Source organism: Pseudomonas sp. Pdm06 (assembly GCF_014851795.1).
Taxonomy (GTDB): domain Bacteria; phylum Pseudomonadota; class Gammaproteobacteria; order Pseudomonadales; family Pseudomonadaceae; genus Aquipseudomonas; species Aquipseudomonas fluorescens_AA.
In genome coordinates this window covers 341506-364942 of record NZ_JACVAH010000001.1, presented here as the reverse complement: position 1 = coordinate 364942, position 23437 = coordinate 341506, and the positions used below count along the sequence as shown (strand labels likewise).

At 61.1% G+C, this 23437-nt stretch carries 22 protein-coding genes; 6 read left to right on the top strand and 16 right to left on the bottom strand.

Features of this window, described 5'->3' with window-relative positions; all coding sequences use genetic code 11:
- Positions 1-118 precede the first annotated feature (118 nt).
- Both xdhC and guaD read left to right on the top strand, forming a co-directional pair.
- A complete protein-coding gene (gene xdhC / locus IB266_RS01615; protein WP_192259748.1) occupies positions 119-961 on the top strand; it encodes a xanthine dehydrogenase accessory protein XdhC in 843 nt (280 codons plus the stop codon).
- A gap of 19 nt (positions 962-980) precedes the next feature.
- Positions 981-2285, top strand: a complete 1305-nt coding sequence (gene guaD / locus IB266_RS01610; protein ID WP_192259746.1) for a guanine deaminase — start codon at positions 981-983, stop codon at positions 2283-2285.
- Positions 2286-2407: 122 nt separating this feature from the next.
- Here the strand turns inward: guaD and IB266_RS01605 are convergent, their stop codons facing one another.
- A complete protein-coding gene (locus IB266_RS01605; protein ID WP_003183531.1) occupies positions 2408-3172 on the bottom strand; it encodes a GntR family transcriptional regulator in 765 nt (254 codons plus the stop codon).
- A gap of 355 nt (positions 3173-3527) precedes the next feature.
- Here IB266_RS01605 and IB266_RS01600 point away from each other — a divergent pair, with 355 nt between their 5' ends.
- A complete protein-coding gene (locus IB266_RS01600) occupies positions 3528-4718 on the top strand; it encodes a benzoate/H(+) symporter BenE family transporter (protein WP_060738452.1) in 1191 nt (396 codons plus the stop codon).
- Positions 4719-4885: 167 nt separating this feature from the next.
- On the opposite strand, the gene IB266_RS01595 is transcribed toward IB266_RS01600, so the two are convergent.
- Positions 4886-5230: a YggL family protein gene (locus tag IB266_RS01595; RefSeq protein WP_072407906.1), complete on the bottom strand. Its 345-nt coding sequence runs from the start codon at positions 5228-5230 to the stop codon at positions 4886-4888.
- Positions 5220-5414, bottom strand: coding sequence for a hypothetical protein (locus IB266_RS01590; RefSeq protein ID WP_192259744.1), 195 nt, complete (start codon positions 5412-5414; stop codon positions 5220-5222). Before IB266_RS01590 ends, IB266_RS01595 begins: the two co-directional genes overlap by 11 nt.
- Positions 5415-5461: 47 nt before the next feature.
- On the opposite strand from IB266_RS01590, the gene dacB reads away from it, so the two are divergent.
- Entirely contained in the window at positions 5462-6928 is a 1467-nt protein-coding gene (gene dacB / locus IB266_RS01585; protein ID WP_060738454.1) for a D-alanyl-D-alanine carboxypeptidase/D-alanyl-D-alanine-endopeptidase, read from the top strand.
- 167 nt (positions 6929-7095) lie between these two features.
- On the opposite strand, the gene IB266_RS01580 is transcribed toward dacB, so the two are convergent.
- Positions 7096-9480: a GGDEF domain-containing protein gene (locus IB266_RS01580; RefSeq protein WP_192259742.1), complete on the bottom strand. Its 2385-nt coding sequence runs from the start codon at positions 9478-9480 to the stop codon at positions 7096-7098.
- Between the two features lie 143 nt (positions 9481-9623).
- Positions 9624-11894 (bottom strand): bifunctional 23S rRNA (guanine(2069)-N(7))-methyltransferase RlmK/23S rRNA (guanine(2445)-N(2))-methyltransferase RlmL, encoded by a 2271-nt coding sequence (rlmKL, locus tag IB266_RS01575; protein WP_060738456.1) that lies wholly within the window; start codon positions 11892-11894, stop codon positions 9624-9626.
- 531 nt (positions 11895-12425) lie between these two features.
- Between rlmKL and rmf the strand changes: the two genes are divergently transcribed.
- A complete protein-coding gene (rmf, locus tag IB266_RS01570; RefSeq protein WP_003223300.1) occupies positions 12426-12641 on the top strand; it encodes a ribosome modulation factor in 216 nt (71 codons plus the stop codon).
- A 359-nt stretch (positions 12642-13000) separates the two neighbouring features.
- On the opposite strand, the gene IB266_RS01565 is transcribed toward rmf, so the two are convergent.
- Positions 13001-14020 (bottom strand): quinone-dependent dihydroorotate dehydrogenase, encoded by a 1020-nt coding sequence (locus IB266_RS01565; RefSeq protein ID WP_060738457.1) that lies wholly within the window; start codon positions 14018-14020, stop codon positions 13001-13003.
- A 221-nt stretch (positions 14021-14241) separates the two neighbouring features.
- Here IB266_RS01565 and IB266_RS01560 point away from each other — a divergent pair, with 221 nt between their 5' ends.
- The gene (locus IB266_RS01560; protein ID WP_225613373.1) at positions 14242-15759 is read left to right on the top strand and encodes a hypothetical protein; all 1518 of its coding nucleotides are present in this window, start codon (positions 14242-14244) and stop codon (positions 15757-15759) included.
- A 125-nt stretch (positions 15760-15884) separates the two neighbouring features.
- Here IB266_RS01560 and IB266_RS01555 read toward each other — a convergent pair whose 3' ends face one another.
- From IB266_RS01555 to IB266_RS01510, 10 genes are all read right to left on the bottom strand, one after another.
- A complete protein-coding gene (locus IB266_RS01555) occupies positions 15885-16322 on the bottom strand; it encodes a hypothetical protein (RefSeq protein WP_225613372.1) in 438 nt (145 codons plus the stop codon).
- Positions 16312-17019 (bottom strand): oxygen-regulated invasion protein OrgB, encoded by a 708-nt coding sequence (locus tag IB266_RS01550; protein WP_192259740.1) that lies wholly within the window; start codon positions 17017-17019, stop codon positions 16312-16314. Before IB266_RS01550 ends, IB266_RS01555 begins: the two co-directional genes overlap by 11 nt.
- Positions 16991-17557 carry a secretion system protein gene (locus IB266_RS01545; RefSeq protein ID WP_192259738.1) on the bottom strand — a complete coding sequence of 189 codons (567 nt, stop codon included), beginning with the start codon at positions 17555-17557 and terminating at the stop codon, positions 16991-16993. The genes IB266_RS01550 and IB266_RS01545 overlap by 29 nt, the downstream gene beginning before the upstream one ends.
- Complete coding sequence (locus tag IB266_RS01540) at positions 17544-18266, bottom strand: EscJ/YscJ/HrcJ family type III secretion inner membrane ring protein (protein WP_103308500.1); 723 nt, start codon at positions 18264-18266, stop codon at positions 17544-17546. Before IB266_RS01540 ends, IB266_RS01545 begins: the two co-directional genes overlap by 14 nt.
- Positions 18263-18571: a type III secretion system inner rod subunit SctI gene (gene sctI / locus IB266_RS01535; RefSeq protein ID WP_060738462.1), complete on the bottom strand. Its 309-nt coding sequence runs from the start codon at positions 18569-18571 to the stop codon at positions 18263-18265. The genes IB266_RS01540 and sctI overlap by 4 nt, the downstream gene beginning before the upstream one ends.
- Before the next feature lie 59 nt (positions 18572-18630).
- Positions 18631-18876, bottom strand: coding sequence for a type III secretion system needle filament subunit SctF (gene sctF / locus IB266_RS01530; protein WP_371914564.1), 246 nt, complete (start codon positions 18874-18876; stop codon positions 18631-18633).
- Positions 18877-18897: 21 nt separating this feature from the next.
- Positions 18898-20076 carry a PrgH/EprH family type III secretion apparatus protein gene (locus IB266_RS01525; RefSeq protein ID WP_192259736.1) on the bottom strand — a complete coding sequence of 393 codons (1179 nt, stop codon included), beginning with the start codon at positions 20074-20076 and terminating at the stop codon, positions 18898-18900.
- Positions 20077-20204: 128 nt separating this feature from the next.
- Positions 20205-20669, bottom strand: coding sequence for a transglycosylase SLT domain-containing protein (locus IB266_RS01520; protein ID WP_175459446.1), 465 nt, complete (start codon positions 20667-20669; stop codon positions 20205-20207).
- Positions 20666-21847 carry a winged helix-turn-helix domain-containing protein gene (locus tag IB266_RS01515; protein WP_225613371.1) on the bottom strand — a complete coding sequence of 394 codons (1182 nt, stop codon included), beginning with the start codon at positions 21845-21847 and terminating at the stop codon, positions 20666-20668. The genes IB266_RS01520 and IB266_RS01515 overlap by 4 nt, the downstream gene beginning before the upstream one ends.
- 356 nt (positions 21848-22203) lie before the next feature.
- Complete coding sequence (locus tag IB266_RS01510; protein WP_192259732.1) at positions 22204-23394, bottom strand: hypothetical protein; 1191 nt, start codon at positions 23392-23394, stop codon at positions 22204-22206.
- Between the last annotated feature and the right edge of the window lie 43 nt (positions 23395-23437).

Here is a 23437-nt window from a genome sequence, read left to right as displayed (position 1 = left end):
CGGCCGATCGCGAGCAAGCTCGCTCCCACAGGAGTTTTGTTAACCCTGAGGTCCTCTGTGGGAGCCGAGCTTGCTCGCGATGAGGCCGGAACAGACAAAACAGATGTCGAGGTGGAATATGTACAACTGGATCAGCGCCCTCGCCGACCTGCAAACCCGCGGCGAACCCTGTGTGCTGGTGACGATCATCGAAGAACTCGGCTCCACCCCGCGCAACGCCGGTTCGAAGATGGTCATCAGCGCCAGCCAGACGTTCGACACCATCGGTGGCGGCCACCTGGAATACAAGGCCATGGAAATCGCCCGGAACATGCTCGCCAGCGGCCAGCAGAATACCCATCTGGAGCGCTTCAGCCTCGGTGCGAGCCTGGGCCAGTGCTGCGGCGGCGTCACCGTGTTGCTGTTCGAACCCATGGGCCAAGTCCAGGCGCAGATCGCCGTGTTCGGCGCCGGCCATGTCGGCCGCGCCCTGGTGCCACTGCTGGCGAGCCTGCCCTGCAAGGTACGCTGGATCGATTCGCGGGAGGCGGAATTCCCCGAACACTTGCCCCACGGCGTACGCAAGATCGTCACCGAAGAACCACTGGATGAAGTCGACGAATTGCCCGCCGGCAGCTACTGCATCGTCATGACCCACAACCACCAGCTCGACCTGGAACTGAGCGCCGCGATCCTCAAGCGCAACGACTTTGCCTACTTTGGCCTGATCGGCTCGAAGACCAAACGGGTCAAGTTCGAACATCGCCTGCGCGATCGTGGTTTCGACAGCGCCACCTTGCAACGCATGCGTTGCCCGATGGGCATCGGCGAAGTCAAAGGCAAGTTGCCTGTGGAAATCGCCATCTCCATCGCCGGCGAAATCATCGCCACCTATAACGCCGATTTCGGCCAGCACACCGTGCGCGCCGAACCGATTGCCAAGCTGCTGCCGGCCTCGCGCCGCAGCCAGGCGAACCGTTGAACACTCGTTGAGAATTCCCATGCCCCTGACACGCAAAGCCTACCGCGCCGCCCTGCTCCACAGCCTCGCCGACCCGGCCGAAGTAGGTATCGAAGCGTCCTATGAATATTTCGAAGACGGTTTGCTGGTGGTGGAGAACGGCCAGATCAGCGCCATCGGCCACGCCCATGACCTGCTGCCAACCCTGGCGGCGGATATCGAAATCGCTCATTACCCGGACGCGCTGATCACCCCAGGTTTGATCGACACCCACATCCACCTGCCGCAAACCGGCATGGTCGGCGCCTATGGCGAGCAACTGTTGGACTGGCTCAACACCTACACCTTCCCCTGCGAAAGCCAGTTCGCCGACAAGGCCCACGCCGACGCGGTGGCGGATATTTTCGTCAAGGAATTGCTGCGCAACGGCACCACCACCGCGCTGGTGTTCGGCAGCGTGCATCCACAGTCGGTGAACGCGTTTTTCGAAGTGGCCCAGAAGCTCGACCTGCGGATGATCGCCGGCAAGGTGATGATGGACCGCAATGCCCCGGACTACCTGACCGACACCGCCGAATCCAGCTACACCCAGAGCAAGGCGCTGATCGAGCGCTGGCACGGCAAGGGCCGCCTGCACTACGCCGTGACCCCACGCTTCGCGCCCACCAGCACCCCGGAACAACTGGCCCTCGCCGGTCAGTTGCTGGGGGAATACCCCGATTTGTACATGCAGACCCACATCAGCGAGAACCTGCAGGAAGTGCAGTGGGTCAAGGAGCTGTTCCCGGAGCGCAAGGGTTACCTGGACGTCTACGATCACTACCAATTGCTCGGCGAGCGCTCGGTGTTCGCCCACGGCGTGCACCTGTGCGACGACGAATGCGCGCGCCTGGCCGAGACCGGTTCGGCCATCGCCTTCTGCCCGACCTCGAACTTTTTCCTCGGCAGCGGCCTGTTCAACCTGCCGATGGCCGAGAAGCACAAGGTGAACGTAGGGTTGGGCACAGACGTCGGTGGCGGCACCAGTTTTTCGCTGCTGCACACCCTGAACGAAGCCTACAAGGTAATGCAGTTACAAGGGGCGCGGCTGAGCCCGTTCAAGTCGCTGTACCTGGCCACCCTCGGCGGCGCCCGGGCCTTGCGCCTGGAGGACAAGATCGGGACCTTGCAACCGGGTACGGATGCGGACTTCCTGGTGCTGGACTACAACGCCACGCCGCTGCTGGGCTATCGCCTGAAGCAGGCCAGGGACATTGCCGAGCGGTTGTTCGTGTTGATGACGTTGGGGGATGACCGGACGGTGGCGCAGACTTATGCGGCCGGTAAATTGGTGCATCAGCGCTAAAGTTTCAGCGCCTGTTGGATCGCTATCGCGAGCAAGCTCGCTCCCACAAGGGTTATGTGAACAACACAAATCCACTGTGGGAGCGAGCTTGCTCGCGATTGACGGTATGACTGATTCAACCCTCAGAGCTTGGCCGTCGACCGCCCCGGCTTCTTGCTCTGCAACAAATGCGAGAAAACCGCGTGCAAGTCATCCGACGCGCTCTCTTCGTCGAGGTTGAGTTTGCTGTCGATGTGGTCCATGTGATGCATCATCAGGTCCACCGCCAACGTCGCATCGCGCGCCTCGATGGCGTCGATCAACTGGGTGTGTTCGTCGTAGGAACAGTGGGAGCGGTTGCCGCTTTCGTACTGGGCGATGATCAGCGACGTCTGGGACACGAGGCTGCGCTGGAAACTGATCAGCGGTGCATTCTTCGCCGCTTCGGCCAGCTTGAGGTGAAACTCGCCCGACAAACGGATGCCGGCGCCGCGGTCGCCACGGGAAAAACTGTCGCGCTCATCGCTGACCATCTGCCGCAGCTCAGCCAGTTGTTCGGCCGTGGCATGCTGCACCGCCAGTTCGGTGATCGCCCGCTCCACCAGGCGCCGGGCCATGAACACCTGGCGGGCCTCCTCGACACTGGGGCTCGCCACCACGGCACCGCGATTGGGCCGCAGCAACACCACGCCTTCGTGGGCCAGGCGTGACAACGCCCGGCGGATGATCGTACGGCTGACCCCGAAAATTTCCCCCAGCGCCTCTTCGCTCAACTTGGTACCGGGCGCCAGGCGTTGCTCGAGGATGGCCTCGAAGATATGCGCATAGACAATATCGTCCTGGGTTCCGCTGCGGCCGGCTTTACCAGCTCGCGGTTGTTTCTTGAGGGGCTGCAACTGTTCGTTCATGGGCACTCGAGTCGGGAGAACTGCGGCGAATTGACCGTGACTGTAATACGGCACAGCGGGTCGCTGGCAAGTATCGCGTAAAAAACAGCTCGATTGTACACAACCTCTGATGGCAACACGACTGTACGGCTGTTTGCGGGCATGGCTGTATTGCAATCGGCAGTTGGGTTGAGTTTAGGCTTAAACCCACCATTCTGTGACACCTGTGGGAGCAAGGCTTGTGGGAGCAAGGCTTGCCCGCGATGAACGACAACGCGGTCCTTTGACAGACCGAATCGTCTGCATCGCGAGCAAGCTTTGCTCCCACAGGCCTTGCTCCTACACGCATAATCTATAATAAGGAACATCACGCACCATGACCGAAGTCACGACCACGCCACTTCGTCCATTAGCCGACACCTCGCCCTCGGCCATCGTCGCCGGGTTCATCGCGATGATGACCGGCTACACCAGTTCCCTGGTGCTGATGTTCCAGGCCGGGCAGTCGGCCGGGCTGACCAGCGGGCAGATTTCCTCGTGGATCTGGGCGATTTCCATTGGCATGGCCGTGTGCTCCATCGGGTTGTCGCTGCGTTATCGCACGCCGATCACCATCGCCTGGTCGACACCCGGCGCGGCGCTGCTGATCACCAGCCTGGGTGGTGTGAGTTACGGCGAGGCCATCGGCGCCTATATTACCTGCGCAGTCCTGGTGACGATCTGCGGCCTGACCGGCAGTTTCGAGCGCCTGGTCAAGCGCATTCCGGCCTCGCTGGCGGCGGCGTTGCTAGCGGGCATCCTGTTCAAGATCGGCAGCGAGATCTTCGTCGCCACCCAACATCGCACCGGCCTGGTGCTGGGGATGTTTTTCACCTACCTGATCGTCAAGCGCCTGTCCCCTCGCTACGCGGTATTGGCGGCGCTGCTGATCGGCACGGCGCTGTCGGGCCTGCTGGGGCTGCTGGACTTCAGCGGCTTTGCCCTGGAAGTCGCGACGCCGGTGTGGACCACGCCGCACTTCTCCCTGGCGGCCACCATCAGCATCGGCATTCCACTGTTCGTGGTGGCGATGACCTCGCAGAACATGCCCGGCATCGCCGTGCTGCGGGCCGACGGCTACAACGTACCGGCCTCGCCACTGATCACCAGCACCGGCATTGCCTCGCTGTTGTTGGCGCCGTTCGGCTCCCATGGCATCAACCTGGCCGCCATCAGCGCGGCCATCTGCACCGGCCCCCACGCCCACGAAGATCGCAACAAGCGCTACACGGCGGCGGTCTGGTGCGGGATTTTCTACGGGATTGCCGGGGTGTTCGGCGCGACGCTGGCGGCGTTGTTCGCGGCGCTGCCCAAGGAATTGGTGCTGTCCATCGCGGCCTTGGCGCTGTTCGGCTCGATCATCAATGGCTTGAGCATCGCCATGAGCGAAGTGAAGGAACGGGAAGCGGCGCTGATCACCTTCATGGTCACGGCGTCGGGGCTGACGCTGTTCTCCATCGGTTCGGCGTTCTGGGGGATTGTGGCGGGGGTGTTGACCCTGGTGATTCTGAACTGGCGTAGCGCTTGAAAGCTTCGCGAGCAAGCTCGCTCCCACAGGAGATTTGGGGCATTCATGCGCCCCTTGTGGGAGCGAGCTTGCTCGCGAAGGCGGCCTGAAGGTCATCAATACCCAACAGACAGGCACAAAAAAACCGGCCCCCAGACGGGCAGCCGGCTCGGAACATCATCGGACCATCAAGCGACCGGATTGATCGGCTTTTCCGGGTACCAGACGTCCATCAGCGGGCTGACTTCCACGCTGGTCAGCTCAGGACGGGCCTTGAGCCAGGCTTCAACGGCAGCGCGCTGCTCTTCGGTGACCGAGCCACGCTTCTGCAGGCAAACCAGACCGTAGTCGTCGCCGCCGACGTAGCCCAGGCCGTTGGCTTCCATGGCTTCTTTCAGGAAAGCGTCGAGGAAAGCGTCAATAGCCTCATCGGCCAGATCTTCTTTGAAATCCAGGTTCAGTTCGAAACCCAGCTCTTGAAATTCATCCACGCACAGTTTTTTGCGCAGACGCTGGGAACGGTTAGTCGCCATTGGAACAATCCTCATAAGTAATAACGGCCGGCACTTTACCAGTTTGATGCGTCGATTGCCCGACTGATCGGGCGTATCGGCCTACCGTCGGTAAAAAATAGCGGCCGAAGGGCTCAGGCACGGCCCAAGCCGTTGCGGCTTGGGGCATAATGCCGACACTTTCATGACCGTTGAGGACGTTCATTTTCATGTCCTCGTTTTTTCCCCCTCGCCCGTAGGGTTCTATTTCAAATGATCAAATCTTTGCGTCCACTGCTTCTGGCCAGCCTTCTTCTTCCCCTGGCCCTTCCTGTCACCGCCCACGCCGCCACGATCAACACTGCCCTGTCGCCCAATGTACAAAAGGCCCTCAAGGCCAGCAAACTGCAGGATGACGCCCTGTCCCTGGTGATGGTGCCGCTCAATGGCCCCGGCACTCCGACCCTGTACAACGCCGACGTTTCGGTCAACCCCGCTTCCACCATGAAACTGGTGACCACCTACGCGGCCCTGGAAATGCTCGGCCCCAATCACCAGTGGAAAACCGAGTTCTACACCGACGGCACCCTCAGCGGCGGGATTCTCAACGGCAACCTGTACCTCAAGGGCGGCGGTGATCCCAAGCTGAACATGGAAAAACTCTGGCTGCTGATGCGCGACCTGCGGGCCAACGGCGTGCAGCAGATCACCGGCGACCTGGTCCTGGACCGCAGTTTCTTCATCCAGCCGCAACTGCCCGAGTTCAACGACGACGGCAACGACGAAAACAAGCCGTTCCTGGTCAAGCCCGACTCGCTGCTGGTCAACCTCAAGGCTCTGCGCTTCGTCGCCCGCAATGACGGCGGCCGGGTGCTGGTGTCGGTGGAACCGCCGATTGCCAGCATTCGCATCGAAAACCAGGTCAAGGCGGTCAATTCCAAGCAATGTGCCGGCGGCGTGCGCTACAACCCGGTGCCACAGGCAGACGGCAGCGTGACGGTGACCGTCGGCGGCCAGCTCGGTGATGGTTGCAGCTCCCAGACCTACCTGTCGCTGCTGGACCATGCCACCTACACCGCTGGTGCGGTGCGGGCGATCTGGAAGGAACTGGGCGGCAGCATCCAGGGCAAGGACCGCCTGGCTGCGACCCCGAGCAACGCCAAGGTGCTGGCCCGGGCGTTCTCCCCAGACCTGGCGGAGATCATCCGCGACATCAACAAATACAGTAACAACACCATGGCCCAGCAGTTGTTCCTGAGCCTCGGCGCGCAGTTCCGTAACGAAGCCGATGGTGATGACGCCAAGGCGGCGCAACGGGTGGTGCGCCAGTGGCTGGCCAAGAAAGGCATCACCGCGCCGCACCTGGTGATGGAGAACGGCTCCGGTCTGTCCCGTGCCGAACGGGTCAGCGCCCGGGAAATGGCGGCGATGCTGCAAGCGGCCTGGCGCAGCCCGTATTCGGCGGAGTTCATTAGCTCGATGCCGATTGCCGGCACCGACGGCACCATGCGCAAACGTCTGAAGACCACTGCCATGGCCGGCGAGGCCCACGTCAAGACCGGGACCCTGAACACCGTCCGCGCCATCGCCGGCTACAGCCGCGACATCAATGGCAACACCTGGGCGGTGGTAGCGATCCTCAACGATCCGAAGCCATGGGGCGCTTCGTCGGTGCTGGACCAGGTGCTGCTGGACCTGTACCGCCAGCCGAAACTGCCACAGACGGCTTCGGTGCTCTGACTCAACACAAAACCCAATGTGGGAGCGAGCTTGCTCGCGATTCGGTCGGTCAGTTGATAGGGATCTGACTGACCTGGCGCTATCGCGAGCAAGCTCGCTCCCACAGGGGATTTGTGTCGTACACAAATTTTGTGCCCACTTCGACCCCATGTACCCAGCCCAAGTGGCTAACCCAGCTGCGTCTCGACCCGATCCCGCCCGGCCTGCTTGGCCGCGTACACACCCGAGTCGGCCCTGAGCAGCAACGCATCGGCGCCCTCCCCGGCGCGCCAGGTGGCGATGCCGAAACTGGCGGTGACCACCCCCACATCCTCGATGGGCTCGGCCCGCAAGCCTCCCCACAGTTCCAGAGCCAGGGAATAGGCGCTGTCGCTGTCAGTGTCCGGGCATAGCACCACGAACTCTTCCCCACCCAACCGGCAGAACACATCGGTGCGGCGCAACCGTTGGGCAATGCGCTGGCAGACCGCCTGCAATACCCGGTCGCCCACCGCATGGCCGTGTTGGTCATTGATGCGCTTGAAGTGGTCGATGTCGAGCATGATGACCGCCAGCCCGCCGGAACCACGCTCGACCCGGGCCATCTCCGAGGTCAGGCGCTCCTGGAAATAGCGGCGATTGCGAATGCCGGTCAGGGCGTCGGTCACGGACAACGCCCGCAGTTCTTCTTCCACGCGCTTGAGGTCGGAAATATCCGAGATATAACCGTGCCACAACACCCCCCCGCCAGGCAGCTCCTCGGGCGTGGCCTCGCCACGCACCCAACGCAGGCCGCGCAAAGGCAATTGCACCCGATACTCTTCACGCCACGGGCTCAAGGTGTGGGCCGAAGCACGAATCGAAGCGCGGACGCGCGTACTGTCCAAGGAGTGAATACGCGAGAAAATCGCCTCGGCGTTCTGCACCAGTACATCGGGTTCCAACTCATAGATGTCGCGGATGCCGTCGCTGGCATAGATCACGCTGAAGCGACCATTGAAGTCCATCTTGAACTGGTAGATTCCCCCGGGCACATGAGCGCTGAGCTTTTTCAACAACAGGTCACGGGCCGCCAGCGCTTCGTGGACGCGTTTGCGTTCGGTGACGTCGATGCAGATTGCCAGGTGCCCGATCCACAGCCCCTGCTCATCGAGCATCGGTGTGGCGAGCATGTTCACGGTCAGGTGGCTGCCATCGCGGCGTACCAGGGTCCATTCCCGCGCCTGTTGCCCACCCTGCTCACCGCCCTCGAGCAGCATCGCATGGCAGGTGGGGATCGGTTTGCCAAAACGCGCGCCGAGCTGGGCGGCCCGGGCCTGGAGCTCGCGGGGCACATGCAGGCTCTCCAGGGTCATGCTTTGCAGCACCTCGCAACTCGGGTAGCCGAGCATCTGTTCGGCGCCAGCGTTGAATGTCGTGATAACGCCGCGCAGGTCAGTGGCGATGATCGCGACCTGGGTTGCGGCATCCAGCACACCGCGCAACTGGCCGTGGGTACCGCGCAATTCCTGTTCCCGGGCGCGCAGTTCACGGGTGCGTTGCTCCACCAGCTTCAAGGCCCGCTGCCGCTGGCTGACCAGCACGTAGAGCAAGGCACTGAGCAGCAGGCTGAGCAAGCCGCCAAGTATCACCATGCCCGTGACCGAGGAGTGATTGGTCGACACGAACGCCCGGCTGGGCCGCAATTCCACTCGGTAATTGTGATCGGCCAGGCGTAACAGGCGGGTCGCCGACAAATCGCTGTCACCCGGCACGTCGAGGGAATCGAACAGCACTTCCCCCCGGTCGTCCGTGGACAGGTCGAGAACACGCATCGAAAGGTTGTCATGACCTGCGGCCGGCAAGCCATCGCCCACCAGCTGACGCATGTTGATACCCGCCACCACGTAACCGAACGGTTCCTTGGCCGAGGCTCGGGTGACCGGCGCCACCAGCAACACGCCACGGGCGAAGTCCGGTCCGACACCCATCAGGTCCAACGGCTGCGAAACCGCCACCGTGCCGAGCAAACGCGCTCGTTCAAGCGCGGCCCGCCGCAATGGATGGGAAAGCAGATCGAACCCCAGGGGGGACATCGAAAGCGGCTGGCTCTGGAGGTACAGCACCGGCACGTACTCGTCCCGCTCGGCGGCCCGCCGCAAGCCGCCGCTATCGTCCGCCTCGCGGATGGCAAAGGCGTCGTCCCCCTGGGCTCGCGTCTCTTGTTCGAAGGATTGTCGCAGGTCCCGAGATACCCGTGGCGCCCAGGCGAAGGCCAGGGTGCGCCGCAACAGCGGTTCGACGTAGCCGTGAAATTCCGCGTTGGAAACCCCGACCGAATTGGCAAAGAACCGCCGCAAGCCATCGAGACGTTGTTCCTCGTCCTGGAAGCGTTCTTCGATGCGGCTGAAGCGCTCCTCGGCTTGCAACTCGAAGCGCTGGCGCAATTGCTGATTGAACAGGTTCGTCATCGCCCAGCTCAGCAAGCCGGTCAGGAAAGTGCCGGCCAGCAGCACCAGCGAAGCCACCAGCCAGGCCGACACATCTTCGCTGATAAAGCCCAGAATTCTGGGGCGCACCTGATGCAATGCCATAAACACAACTCAGAATGGAGCCAGGCATAGGCACAGCCCTGGACACAGCCTAAGTTATAGCTATTAGCCATTACTTTAGCCAGCCCAAAAATGCGGCTGGAAGCCTTGAATTACAAGGCTTCATGGATCCAATCAGACTTCGATCAACGGGCCATGATCTTCCAGGCACGGTGGATCTTGCCGTTGCGGGCAAAATCCGGATCAATGGTCTTGGCGGTGATCTCTTCCACCGCGTAGCGCTCGCCGAGATTGTCCTCGAGCTGGAACTTGCGGAAGTTGTTGGAGAAATACAGCACACCGCCCGGGGCCAGGCGCGCCATGGCCAGGTCCAGCAATTGGACGTGGTCGCGCTGCACATCGAACACGCCTTCCATGCGCTTGGAGTTGGAGAAGGTCGGCGGGTCGATGAAGATCAGGTCGTACTCGTCACGACTGGCTTCCAGCCAGGCCATCACATCGCCCTGCTCCAGGCGGTTCTTGTCGGAAAAACCATTGAGCGACAGGTTGCGCCGCGCCCAGTCCAGGTAGGTTTTCGACAAGTCGACACTGGTGGTGCTCCGAGCACCACCCTTGGCAGCGTGGACGCTGGCGGTCGCGGTGTAGCAGAACAGGTTGAGGAAGCGTTTGCCGGCCGCCTCTTTCTGGATCCGCAGGCGCATCGGCCGATGATCGAGAAACAGCCCGGTATCCAGATAGTCGGTAAGGTTGACCAGCAGCTTCACGCCGCCTTCGTTGACCTCGGTGAACTTGCCCTGGGCGCTCTGGCGCTCGTACTGCTTGGTGCCGCTCTGACGCTCGCGGCGCTTGATCACCACGCGGCTCTTGTCGACGTTCAGTGCCTGGGGGATGGCCGCCAGGGCGTCGAACAAGCGGGCCGAGGCCTTTTCCGGGTCGATGGACTTCGGCGCAACGTATTCCTGGACGTGAACCCAGTCGTGGTAGAGGTCGATGGCCATGGAATATTCCGGCATGTCGGCATCGTAGACCCGGTAGCAGTCCACACCTTCACGCTTGGCCCATTTACTCAGCAACTTGAGGTTCTTTTGCAGGCGATTGGCGAACATCTGCCCGCCTTCGCTCAACCGCGCCTGCTCGACCACAGGGGCCGGTGCCGGAGCCGGCTTGATCGGGTTGCCGTTCTTGTTGTACTGGCGCTCTTGCGGTACTTCAGGGGCCTGATCGTAGGCGGCCTGTTCGCGCTCGGCCTGGCGTTGCTCCGGGGTGCGGCGCTCGCCGGTGACGAACTGATCCGGCAAGACCTTGATCAGCAACAGCTTGCACGGCAAGGCGCCGTTCCAGAACGAATACTGCTTGTGGCTGCGAATGCCCATGCGCTTGCCCAGGTCTGGCGCGCCGGTGAACACCGCCGCCTCCCAGTTCAGGCAGGCCTGGCGCAGACGTTCGCCGAGATTCTGGTAGAGGTAAAGCAGGCTGGCTTCGTCGCCCAGACGCTCGCCGTACGGCGGGTTGCAGATCACCAGGCCTTTCTGGTTCTGGTCCGGACGCGGTTCGAAGGTGGCGACTTCGCCCTGATAGATCTTGATCCACTCGCTCAGGCCCGCACGCTCGACGTTGTTGCGGCCCGGCTGGATCAGCCGTGGGTCGGCTTCGTAGCCGCGAATCCACAACGGCGGCTTGGCCAGCCCGGCGGCGGCGCGGGCGGTGGCCTCTTCGTGGAGTTTCTTCCACAACGCCGGCACATGGCCGAGCCAGGCGGTGAAACCCCACTGCTGGCGACGCAGGTTCGGCGCCATATCGGCGGCGATCATGCCTGCTTCCACCAGGAACGTGCCGACACCGCACATCGGGTCGGCCAGCGCCCCGCCTTCAGCGGCAATGCGCGGCCAACCGGCGCGGATCAGGATCGCGGCGGCGAGGTTTTCCTTCAGCGGCGCGGCGCCTTGCTGCAGGCGATAACCGCGCTGGTGCAGGCTGTGGCCGGAAAGGTCGAGGGAGAGGATCGCTTCGCCGCGGTCCAGGCGCAGGTGGATGCGCAGGTCCGGGTTGAGCTTGTCGATGGATGGCCGCTCGCCCGTCGGGGTGCGCAGTTTGTCGACAATGGCGTCCTTGACCTTCAAGGCGCCGAAGTGAGTGTTGTCGATGCCCGAGCCATGACCACTGAACTCCACCGCCAGGGTGCCATCGGCCAGCATATGATCTTGCCAGTCGACATCCAGCACGCCGTGGTACAGGTCTTCGGCATCCTTCATCGGGAAGCGCTTGAGCACCAGCAACACGCGGTTGGCCAGGCGCGACCACAGGCACAGGCGATAAGCCGTTTCCATGTCGGCCATGCCGCGCACGGCCGAGGTGTGCTCGCGCGCCTCTTCAAGGCCAAGCCCGACGGCTTCCTCGATCAGCAGGCCTTCGAGGCCCTTGGGGCAGGTGAGGAAGAGTTCGAAACGATCGGACATGGGATTTCCAGAGCCTTTGGCTAAGTGGACCGGGCAACGCATTGCCGGGCCGGGTTCAGTCAGGTGCTTTTCTCAAGAGCACCCGCGTGGCACGAATGTGTGCCGTGCCGCCCTCGCCGCTCAGGTTAAAAGAGCTTTGATGCGAAGGCAGGTAAAAAATTCTGTGCAACAAATTGTGAAAACTCGACCCTTTCGTCGAATAGTACCCGAGTGCAACAGGGGGACATTCTCATTCAAGCAAAGCCAGTCCCCTTTGGCGCAGGGCCGATCATACAGGGGTCTTGCTCAAAAGCGGTCAACGAACATGAAGTTACTTATCGCCCTAACATCTTTATTGTTACGTGCTTATGACAAAACGATCATTCCATCCCTGTGACGCTTTGGTTAGAACTCAACACAGGTTGACGTCGCAACGGCGTCAACACCTCGGCTCGTCACGCCGGCAACGAGCCACCAACGGCAGAATGATTCTGCCCCGGCCTCGATAGAGGTCGACGCTAAGTAACAGTCAACAAGTGAGGGCAACACCCTATGAGAAGACTTAAGCGTGATCCGTTGGAAAGAGCATTTTTACGTGGTTACCAATATGGCGTTGGTGGTAAATCCCGTGAGCTTTGCCCCTTTACTCTACCGTCGGTACGTCAAGCCTGGATCAATGGCTGGCGAGAAGGACGCGGCGACAACTGGGACGGTATGACCGGCACTGCGGGTATCCACAGACTCAACGAACTTCACGCCGTCGGCTGACACAGGGCTTAATACTCAAGAACTCGACAATTTGACACCCATATCGATTTAACCACGCACGTCCCATCCGGACGGCGGGCTACGGCCCAGGGGGCTCCTTCGAGGAGCCCTTTTTAATGCCTGGGGTTCATGTCATTGCCTGAGCTGCGAGCACCTTTGTGGCGAGGGAGCTTGCTCCCGCTGGGCCGCGCCCTGTAGGAGCTGCCGAGTGCAACGAGGCTGCGATCTTGCTCCAGACAATTGAGTCGAGAGCGAACGATCAAGATCAAAAGATCGCAGGCTGCGCCAGCTCCTACAGAGTCTAGCGGGAGCAAGCTCCCTCGCCACAGGGGTCTGTTCAGACTTCAAGGCGCGGCTGATCAACCCAACGCCGCAATGGCATCCACCGACTCACGGATCAGCGCCGGCCCTTTATAGATAAAGCCCGAATAGATCTGCACCAGGCTCGCCCCGGCGGTGATCTTCTCGGCGGCATGCTTGCCTTCGGTAATCCCGCCCGCCGCGATGATCGGCAAGCGCCCCGCCAATTCAGCGGCCAGCACCTTCACGGTGTGGGTGCTCTTGTCACGCACTGGCGCGCCAGACAAACCACCCGCCTCGTCACCGTGCTCCAGCCCTTCGACACCTTCGCGCCCCAGGGTCGTGTTGGTGGCGATCACCGCGTCCATGCCCGTCTCGATCAGGGCCTGGGCCACCTGGGTAGTCTCCTCGTCGGTCATGTCCGGGGCGATCTTGATCGCCAGTGGCACATGCCGGCCGTGGGTCAACGCCAGTTCCGCGCGACGCCGGGCCAGGTCGGCCAGCAATTGCTTGAGGGAATCACCGAATTGCAGGCTGCGCAGCCCCGGGGTGTTGGGGGAGCTGACGTTGACGGTCACGTAGCTGGCGTGGGCGTAGACCTTGTCCAGGCAGATCAGGTAGTCGTCAACGGCCCGCTCCACTGGCGTGTCGAAGTTCTTGCCGATGTTGATGCCCAGCACGCCCTGGTACTTGGCCGCTGCGACGCGAGCCAGCAGGTTGTCTACACCCAGGTTGTTGAAACCCATGCGGTTGATGATCGCCTCGGCTTGCGGCAGGCGGAAGATCCGTGGCTTGGGGTTGCCCGGCTGGGGTCGTGGGGTAACGGTGCCGATTTCGACGAAACCGAAACCCAACTGGGCGAACCCGTCGATGGCCGCACCATTCTTGTCCAGGCCCGCCGCCAACCCGACCGGGTTGGGAAACGCCAGGCCCATGACCGTCACCGGCAATTTCGCCGGTGCCTTGCACAGCAAACCGTTGAGGCCCAAACGTCCGCCCGCGCCGATCAGGTCCAGGGACAGATCGTGGGAGGTTTCCGGGGAAAGTTTGAACAGCAGCTGACGGGCCAGGGTGTACATGGGTGGGTTTGACTCTGGGGAATAAAAAGTGACGCGATTATACCGAGCAGGAGCGTCAGCGGCGAGAACCGCTTATTCCGGGCGCCATCTTTGCGCCGCCGCGCCGCGCCCCTTTGCCTCGGAGCGTTATTTGATAGTTGCAAGCGCCAAAAGCCTGCAAAAGAGCGATGCAGCTGCAATGGCAGCCACCCAGTAGCCCTTTCGTCACGCAGGATCAAAAAATGATTGCCTTACCTTCAGGCGCCTCCGTAGCTCAATACACGCCAAACGACTCCGTTCGCGCTCAGAAACAGGACAACGTCATCGATATCGAACGGCGCTCAACCGACACCGACACCGTTATAGAGATACTCAGTGAAGGCATTCCTGCCGAGCAGAGAAGCCCGCTTTCAGCGCAAGACGTGACGCTCGGGCTGATGAGCGTCGAGGATGCGCTCAATGCAATCATTACCGAGCAAAGGAATAGCGCCGACAACGCCACTGAGCAATTCATCGACGCCATCGTCGTGCAGATGACCGGCACCTCTGACGATTCAGCATCCCCTGACGATGTCTCTCTGGATATTCCCGACTTGGCGCTGTTCGAAGACTCAAGTCACTCGTCAGATTCAGACTCGTTCATACAACGCGGCCAAATCATTCTGAAATACCTCGGCGAACAACTGGGCAAACTGCTCAACAACGAATTCGAAGGCGATCTCGGGCGCTGGGCCGCCAACCTGACCATATCCGGCCTGCGCACCGGCCTGGTCACCGGCACCCTCACGGTGATCAGGCAACTGGTCGGCTTCGCCCTGGAGAAAACCCTCCAATCCAATGCGGCTTCGCCACTGACCCGCAGTGTGATCGGCGTCGTTGCCCAGAGCATCGGCCCCTTGCTGAACATCCTCGGCGCCATCAGGGACGAGTGCAATGGCACCGCGAACGCCGAAACGCGCATGGCTCGCTCCATCACCCTCGCGGTCTCGGCCATGGCCCTGACAGCCGCCGTAATCGTGCCAACCGCGCTGCCGGCCTTGGCATCCTTCAGCACGCAAATGGCGTTCTACACGTTTGCCCAAGACCTGGTGAACCTGTTCTTCCCCACGGGCGACAACGCAAAACCCAACCCCGGCGGCACGGCCGCAGCAGGCGCGCTGAACGCCATGTTCCAATTCCTGTCCTTCACCGGCATGAACTACACCGCGCCGCACTCCGGGCCCGGTTATGTCATGGCGCAAGGCAGAACGCCCCCGGCCTCAGAACCGGAAAGCTTTGCCTTTCAACTCTCGGCCTGGGTGGAACAACAAGCCAATACGCCCTTCGACGCAAATCTGCCGATTGAGGCCCGAGCCGCACAAATTGTCGAATCCCTGACCCCGATACTGAAAGACGATGCAGCGCGGGGGGGCTACAACGGCGCTGCCGATGTCCTCGGCCAAGTGATCCTGGGCCAAGTAATGCACACCCTACAGGAAAACCCTTCCGAAGAAGGTTTTCGTGTCAACTCGATCTCGGCACGAATACCCACTGCCGAGCAGGTGGCCAATCAATTCCTGTCCACCAATGCGATACGCACCTCCATAGGCCAGATCATCACGGCCACCGTCATCGCCGCATCCCGATTCTTTTCAGACCTGCCCATTTCAAAAGAAATGGTCGACCATATGGTCAACACAGTAGTCGCGATGGTGGTGTTCGTTGTCCGTCCCGGCACGACCTACGTCAACGCACGCACCGCCGCGCCAAAAAACCCCTGAGGCCCAAAGCGCATCGGCCTAGCCTGGCATACAGGCTGACCGTGGCGAGGGCGCAAGCCCCCTCGCCACAAAAAACCATGCTCGTTTCGGTCGTGCTCCGTTGGCCGACAGGGTGCGGCCCAGCCTCACCACTCAGTCTTCTCCCACGCCTCATCCCCCATCGGCTGGAACACATCGCGCATAAAGCTTTTGGTGAACAGATCCATCGCGAACGCCAGGCCATTGGCACCGCTGACTTCTTTATAGAGCTGCGATTTTTCCAGCCCCTCATCCTTCAATCGAACCAACACCTGCAGCGTGATCGCCAGCAACGCCTGGGCAGTGGGATACGCCGCCGTCGTGCCATCCGGCCCGCGCAGCGTGCGTAAAAACGCATGGATCGCCTTTTCCCCCTGCCCTTCCATGGCCAACAGCAATTGATACAGGTGCTCGAATTCAGGATCCGGACGCTTGCCGTCCGGTGCCTGTTCGCGGGCAGCCAGCAACCGCGACTCCAGCGTCTGGACCGATGAATTCCCGTCGCGATCCAGCAGGCTGGAAACCGTCATGGATTCAATCTTCATGGCGAACCTCGGCAGCGCCGGTTGACGCGGATTCGATGAAGCTTGCACACAGGTCTGCAAGCGCCTGTCTCGATGCCTGATCCAGGGAGTGCACGGTCTCGGGCAGGTTGGCCAGGCTTGCCAACAACCGGGGCTCCAGCCGTTCCCGGGTCGCCTCGACATCGAATTCCAGTAGTTGATCCCCCAGCCGCAGCACATAGCGATCTTGCGGGTGATATTCCAGAATCAGCTCGCCGGTCCATTGCCTGCCCACGCTTTCGCGCAACGCATGGCAGCGCCCACGACAATGCAGTGGCAACAACAGGTGCAGGACCGCACCCGAGTCACCCGGTTGCCCGGCCAGCCACCGCGCCAGTAGCTCATCCAACCACTCGGGGCGGCTCAAGGCTTGCGCAAGCAGCTCACGACTGGCCTGGGCCAGCGCGTTGCGCAATTGCTGTCCCAGGGTTTGCGTCTTCAACAACGCCTCGGCCAGATGCCCGCTCGCCCGCAGGATGCCTTCGGCGTAGCCTTGCTGAAACGCCTGGGCCTGCACCGCCTCGGCCTCGCGGTGAGCCTGTTCGACACAGGCCCGTGCCCGGCGCCGGGCCTCGAGCTGCAAGGCATGACGGCGGCGGGCGGCGGCGATGTCTTCGCGAGCCAGGTGCACGTCTTCGCCAACGGGCACGTCAGTCAGGGTTCGGATGGAGTCGAGCATGCTGCACCGCCAAAAAGAACAAGGTTGGATCAGGTTTCGTGACGGGCCATTGCCGGTGCAGGTGAACCACCGCCTCGCAGAACTGCAAGTCCAGGCGTTCGAGCAGCGGGGACGGGATGTACCCGTGCCAGCCCCATAATGCGTTGAGGCCGGCCGCTTGTACCTGCTCCAGCGAAACCGGCGGACATTCGATCGCCAGGCGTTCCCGAGCCTCCAGGTTGAAGCTGGCGAATCGGCGAACCGAGCCTGGCAGGCCCAGCAGCGCCGCGCCGCACGCCAGTTCGGCGCGCAAACGACAGGCGCCCATGAGCGAGGCGATGTAGGGCAATTGCCGCCAATGACGAACCCATTGCATCACCACGCCGGTCAACGGCAGCGAAGGCCACGGCCCTTGCAGTGCCAGCCCCTCGAGGACGATCCGGTTGAGCAGATCGCGGGCCTCATCGCCCTCGAAGCCCGTCGGTACGACCAGGCGCTGGGGGTGCAGGTAGGCCAAAGGCTCGGCGAGGATGCGTTCCAGACACTCAAGGTCCGACATCACGCGGCCTTGCAGTTGACTGGCGATACAACCAAGCGCCACCACCGGCCACCAGCACCGCGCCAATCGCCGCCAACCACCACGGCCACGGCGAATGCCGCCGCGTCGTGACCACCGACGGCGCGACATGCTGGGTTGCAGAGCGTTTGGACAGCACCACCGAAACGTTCTCGTACGCCACCGCGGCAAAACTGTTCTTGAGAAAGCGCTTGATGTCGGTGATCAGCAACTGCGGTTCGACATCGCGCTCATGCAACACCACCGCTGAAAGGTGGATGGGCGACGGCTTGCGCCCACCTTCGCCCGCATCAAGGTCGTAACTGACGTGGACCCGTGCCGACACCACGCCTTCGAGCACACCCAGCGACTGTTCGATGCGCTGCTCCAACGCCGAATACAGCCGGGCCTTTTCCGCACGGGGCGAGGCCACCAGGGAATCGGCGGGAAACATTTCGGCCACCTGCAGGCGTGGCCGGGAAGGCAATGAATACAGGTTGAGCAGATCGACGGCGGCGGGCAAATCCAACTGATCGATTTTCACCGCATAACCGTTCTTGCCGGCGTCGACTTTCACCGCGGCGATATTGTTGCGCTGCAGCACCGAAAGCACTTCATTGGCCTGCTGCTGATCCAGCCCTTCCAGCAGGTTCGGCTGACGGCAACCCGCCAGCGCCAGGCACAACAGCAGTCCCCACAGGCCTGGCTTCATGACGCACGCAACAAGGTTTCTGCCGTGCTCACCCCTTTGCGCACCAGCACGTTGAGCAGATTGATCTCCACGTTGTACTGCCCGGTCAACTCCTGCAGGTGGGCCAGCACTTCGGGGTGAGTGACGTCCGGCCGTTGCATCAACTGATTGATCGCCGAGACCTCTTGCTCGCTATTGACGGCGGAACCGGCAAACAATTCGATCATTCGCGATTCCAGTGACACGACCGGACCTTCCTGCGGGCCGCGCAACTCAATCAAGGCCGAGCGTGCACTGACCGACGGGGAAACAGCTTGGATGGACATACGATGCACTCATGAAAAAGGCCATCGTCATGAGCGACGGCCAACTGAAAGAGAACGGGTCAGCGAGCCGCCTGGATGATCGCCATGTCGATATCCTTGAAGCCCTTGATCGTGTTGGTCTGGGCGTTGCGGAACACGGTGTAGGAGGAAAACGCGGTCTGGTAGGCCGCCAGTTTTCCAGGGTCCGAGGCATCCGCCTTGAGGTCCACCAGTGCTTGATCCAAGGCCTCCTTCAGGCCTTGGGCGCCAAGCTCGAAGGCAACGGCTTGCTCGCCGAGAAAGTCATCGGGGAATAAGGGAAACATGATCGGGATACCAGGCATTCGTTATTCACTCTGCATGTTGGAGAAATGCCAGGACGAAGCGCTCGTCTTGACGTAGCCCTGCGGGCCGGTTTGGAACGACTTGCCCTTGAGCCCGTCGTCCCGGAGCTCGACAGTGAAATGCACGTAGCGGCCACCCCACTGCCGGTAAAAATCGTCGACGTACCGGCGGGCGGCAGCCAGTTCGGCATCCTGCAGATCGCCCGCGACGGCAAACGTGACACTGTTCCCATGCTCGACTCGACTGAAGGCCAGCGAAAGACGCTGCAAACCACCCTGGGCCAGATCGGCGAGCAACGCGTCATCCTGCACTTGCAGCACGACATCGCGGGCATACGGCGCCGCCGCGAGCAAGGTCTCGAGCAGCCTGGCCTGCTGGTCCGGCGTGAGCAGATTGCGTTGCGCGCTGAGCAGCAGCCGCGGCACCGACGGGTCCTTGAGATCGAGGAAATGCCAGGCCAGTTGCGGATCATGGTCCACCAGCACCTGCTCCAGCCGGCTCCGCTCCTGGTCCATTACCCGCACGTGCCCACTCAAGGAGGCGTGGCGCGTCAGCACCTGCCGGCTCCAGCCGGCATCGCGCTCGGACGCCACAAAGACATAAACGCCCTGATCACGCCCGCGCAGCACCCGAACCTGCGCACTGGCGCCCGCCATCAGCGCACGCACATCGGCTTCAGGCGCAGGCGTCGGCATCGACCAGAGGCTGATCGCGACGACCGCTACCGTCAGCGCCAGAGCGCCGCCAATCCCGTGCAGCCACCGTCGGCGCCCACCCGGCAGCGCGCCAACATCAGCCCGGGCGTCGAGTGGCGAATCGAGCAACTCCGGCGCCCAAGGCTGGTCTTCAGGACGCAAGGCGATGTGCAGGCCGCCGATCCGCACCCTGGCCTGGAAGGCACACTGCCGGACTTGCACAGGATCGCCGAGCAGCCGCAATGGCAAACCGTCCGGCGTGACCTGATCGGCCAGCACCTCGAAATTGCACCCGCCGTCCTCCAGGGGCACGAAGACGGCATCCACCGGCACGCTGGCTGAATGTGAACCGTCTGCGAGCCCATCCATCGCCCCGACGATGAACAGGGTCGTGCCTTCGCCCAGGGGGAACTCGCAGCCCTGCAAGGGACCATTGAGTATCCGTAGGACACAGGGCTGTGGCGTGGGGGCTGTCAGGACTGTCACCGTCCAGGCTCCAGGGCAGTCAAATGAGCTGCCATGGTAGAAAGGCCGGCCGCCGGCTTCCTGATCGGATTCTGCCGATAGCGTGCGGCAAACGATCAGAATCCTGCGCCGGCCTGGTCATGGCGCGGTCATCGTCGGGCCTGGGTAAACACTTGATAGCGCTGCCAGACCTTGCGCGCATAGCGCAGCCGCGCAGCCTGGCGATGGGGAGAATTGCCAGCGTTGTAGGCACCGACCGCCGTCCAGTTATAGCCATAACGGGTGATGAACCCGGCCAGCACCGACGCCCCGACCTCCACCGACAGGCAAGGATCGTCCAGCAGGCGTTGTTCGGTAATGCCCTGGGCATTGAGCCGTGAGAGATGGATGCTGTTGATCTGCATCAGCCCGATATCGCGGGTGCCATCGCGGTTGTGGTGGATGGCATCCGAGCGCAGGCCCGACTCGACCTCGGCAATCGCTTGAAGCAGTTCGGGTTCGATGGCGTGCAATTGTCCCGCCTTGCTCCAGCACCAGGCGTGCGCCTGGGCCATGCCAAACCCCAGGCCGAGACACACCGGCAGGCATAACCACGGTTTGCTGCGCCGCGTCATGCCAGGCGTCTCTCGCGGAGCCACACCGGCTGTTCATGAATGCGCACCCGCAAGATCTGCGCCCGGACACAACCCGGATCATGCGCCAGACACTGGTCAAGCATTTGCAGCGCCTGCTCGTTGCGTTGCCAGAACCAGTGATGCCAGGCATGAAAATACAGCACGTCCGCCTGATCGGCCGACAACAGGCAGCGCCGGAACAGCACTTGGGCCGCCTGCTCGCAGCCGCGCAAACTGGTGAGCAACGCCAGGCGTGTCAACGCCGGGATGCTGCCGGGGTCCAGCGCCAACGCACTGGAAACCGCCGAATGCGCCTCTTCGATCGCGCGCTCCGGGTCACCCAGGCCCATCATCGCCTGCCCCAGCCACACATCCGCCAGACCACACCAGGGCGGCGCGTACCCGGCGTCGAGTTTCAAACACTGCCTGAACAGCACCTGGGCATCGCGCAGGCTTTGCACCGTGTGCTGTTGCACGCTGCACAACCCATTGAGATACGCCACCGCCACCGGATAGGACCCGCAGCGATCACCGACAGGGCGCAGCCCCGGTACGTGCTGGGCAACCAGGCATGTCAATGCACCCAGCGCCTCCCCCGGATCCCAGGCATCCAGCGTCTGACCGTGCAGCAAGGCCTGGTCGCTGCCGCGAATCAACTCGACCGACCAGAGCCGCTGTTCGCCCGAACCGATAGAACGCCCGCTCAAGCAGTAATCCGCCGACAAGCGCCCGACCAACGACCGTACATCGTTCGATGCTCCGTAGCCCGCGATCAACCCCGAGGGGATGACATGTAACGCCTCGCCGAATGCCGTGGTCAACTGACGGATCATCACATCCTGCAGATCCAGCGCCGTTGTTTCATCCAGGTTGCGAAACGGCAAAACCGCCAGCGAAGGCGCCACCGCCCTCGCATCGCTCGGTACGTCGAGCTCGACCACGGAACCGGTGAACCGATAACCCTGGCCGTAAACCGTCGAAATGTAGCCTTTGTTCTCCTTGAACAACTTGCGCAATGCGTAGATACAACGGGTCAACGACTCCTCCGCCGCATCCATCCGGGGCCAGACATGGTCCAGCAGATAATCCTTGCCGACGACCGTACCCGCCGACTTCAACAACAGACGCAGTACATGCAGCTCTTTGGGTGGAACATGAACTCCTTGTCCATCTCGCATCAGCGTTCCATCGCTTTGCAATAGCCAGTGGTCAAAAACGAATGACTTGACCAGCGGTTGATCAGTTGCACTGTCCATACTTTGAAACTTCTCTATAGAAAGTTACTGAAGCGCGATCGAGCCTGTCGGGACAGGCTCGGGATGGCGAGCTGCGTGACTATAGGAAGATGTGTGGGGGGATTCCGTAGGATGGCACGCCTATTTAGCTGAAGAAATCACGCCTGTAGCCGTAGGAAAAAGCGCTTTCAAAATCAGCAAAGTGAAGTCGGCCAGCAATGCAAAGCTACTTAAAAGGATCCCTGAAGGCGATGGTGCCCACTGAACCTCAAGTGAACAAGGGCACCTGCGAATTAATACTATCTGTTCTCAATTCCGATAGGCAGCTTAAGCTCGCGATAATCGGCAGGCCTCGGTGTTTTACTTTCAGGCATGCCTTTGATCTTGTGTAACATATCTTTGGTTGGCAATATGAACTGGCCATCGTTTCTGGACAATATCAACGTATCGATAGTCTCACCCTGTCTTAAATGATGAATGACTTCATCAATGCCAAATGCGCGCGATTCATTCAAGGGATGATCCCCTTTGTTGACCCAAATATGCAGGTGCAAGGTAGCAGTTGAGGGGGCTACCGGGAAATGAAAAAACAAACTGATTTTATCTTTTTCAGCAGACACCCCGTAGGTATCAACGAGATGCTGAAAACTGTCCAGCTTGAGCTTTTCCAGCATCTCGACATCACCCTGCTCTAAATCCAATATAGAGGTTAATGACTTTACCCCCGTCATTAACTCCGCACGATGCTGATGCAACTCTATCTTCTGATTGGACGGTATTTGTCCTATTGAAAGATCACCGTTGATTTCCTGGATCAAATTCTGTGGTGCCGTTGGATGAACAGCCCAAGCCGTCAGCTGGATGCCTTCCGGTCTAGTGGGCAGATCCGTGACTTGTCCAGCGGTGTAAGTTTGCGACATGTAGGGGATATTCGGATAAATGAGGAATCCATTGCCCGTTCCCAACGGCGCAGAGTAATGGAAGACATCGGGATTTTCTTTGTACACCTCTTTGTATACCTTATCGCTTGGCTCCCGGCTGTTGCCGTACAGCAGCTCAACCAGAAACTGGGTGACGTTTGCATCTTTGTACGTCTGCTGGAGCTGTGCCAGGTTAGTGGTTGTCAGCGTCACTTGAGCCAAGTCATCCGTTTGATATTTTTGTAAACCTCTTGGGTTTAGCCATCTGAAGCTGCCGTAATCGTCTTCAAGGTTTTTGGATATGTAGGCACCATGGTTAAAATCAATGACGCCTGATTCGTCTGACTTGATCAAAACATGATACTTGTCTTGATTCAATTTGCTCAGAGTTTTCCGGTTATCATCTATCCCATAAGCATCCAATGTTCTGCGGATCGCAGAAGCTTTATGCGTCTTCGGGTTGACCTGCGAGTTACGTACTGCCTGTACATCCAGGTCCAAATGGCGGGACTGACTTGAGTCGGCGAGCATAGTCGCAGCAGAACACTGCAATGCCTGAATTGAAGTCATTAGTAAGCTCCTGTGGTTGTCATACTACAAATGACAGGTGCGC

Bases quoted from the DNA above. Each gene is read 5' to 3' on its own strand.
- IB266_RS01540 (WP_103308500.1), bottom strand. From the start codon at position 18,266: ATGAAGCCAGGCCTGTGGGGACTGCTGTTGTGCCTGGCGCTGGCGGGT.
- dacB (WP_060738454.1), top strand. From the start codon at position 5,462: ATGATCAAATCTTTGCGTCCACTGCTTCTGGCCAGCCTTCTTCTTCCC.
- IB266_RS01595 (WP_072407906.1), bottom strand. From the start codon at position 5,230: ATGGCGACTAACCGTTCCCAGCGTCTGCGCAAAAAACTGTGCGTGGAT.
- IB266_RS01510 (WP_192259732.1), bottom strand. From the start codon at position 23,394: ATGACTTCAATTCAGGCATTGCAGTGTTCTGCTGCGACTATGCTCGCC.
- xdhC (WP_192259748.1), top strand. From the start codon at position 119: ATGTACAACTGGATCAGCGCCCTCGCCGACCTGCAAACCCGCGGCGAA.
- IB266_RS01515 (WP_225613371.1), bottom strand. From the start codon at position 21,847: ATGCGAGATGGACAAGGAGTTCATGTTCCACCCAAAGAGCTGCATGTA.
- IB266_RS01580 (WP_192259742.1), bottom strand. From the start codon at position 9,480: ATGGCATTGCATCAGGTGCGCCCCAGAATTCTGGGCTTTATCAGCGAA.
- rlmKL (WP_060738456.1), bottom strand. From the start codon at position 11,894: ATGTCCGATCGTTTCGAACTCTTCCTCACCTGCCCCAAGGGCCTCGAA.
- IB266_RS01560 (WP_225613373.1), top strand. From the start codon at position 14,242: ATGATTGCCTTACCTTCAGGCGCCTCCGTAGCTCAATACACGCCAAAC.
- IB266_RS01520 (WP_175459446.1), bottom strand. From the start codon at position 20,669: ATGACGCGGCGCAGCAAACCGTGGTTATGCCTGCCGGTGTGTCTCGGC.
- rmf (WP_003223300.1), top strand. From the start codon at position 12,426: ATGAGAAGACTTAAGCGTGATCCGTTGGAAAGAGCATTTTTACGTGGT.
- IB266_RS01600 (WP_060738452.1), top strand. From the start codon at position 3,528: ATGACCGAAGTCACGACCACGCCACTTCGTCCATTAGCCGACACCTCG.
- IB266_RS01550 (WP_192259740.1), bottom strand. From the start codon at position 17,019: ATGCTCGACTCCATCCGAACCCTGACTGACGTGCCCGTTGGCGAAGAC.
- IB266_RS01565 (WP_060738457.1), bottom strand. From the start codon at position 14,020: ATGTACACCCTGGCCCGTCAGCTGCTGTTCAAACTTTCCCCGGAAACC.
- IB266_RS01555 (WP_225613372.1), bottom strand. From the start codon at position 16,322: ATGAAGATTGAATCCATGACGGTTTCCAGCCTGCTGGATCGCGACGGG.
- IB266_RS01545 (WP_192259738.1), bottom strand. From the start codon at position 17,557: ATGTCGGACCTTGAGTGTCTGGAACGCATCCTCGCCGAGCCTTTGGCC.
- guaD (WP_192259746.1), top strand. From the start codon at position 981: ATGCCCCTGACACGCAAAGCCTACCGCGCCGCCCTGCTCCACAGCCTC.
- IB266_RS01590 (WP_192259744.1), bottom strand. From the start codon at position 5,414: ATGAACGTCCTCAACGGTCATGAAAGTGTCGGCATTATGCCCCAAGCC.
- sctI (WP_060738462.1), bottom strand. From the start codon at position 18,571: ATGTCCATCCAAGCTGTTTCCCCGTCGGTCAGTGCACGCTCGGCCTTG.
- IB266_RS01605 (WP_003183531.1), bottom strand. From the start codon at position 3,172: ATGAACGAACAGTTGCAGCCCCTCAAGAAACAACCGCGAGCTGGTAAA.
- sctF (WP_371914564.1), bottom strand. From the start codon at position 18,876: ATGTTTCCCTTATTCCCCGATGACTTTCTCGGCGAGCAAGCCGTTGCC.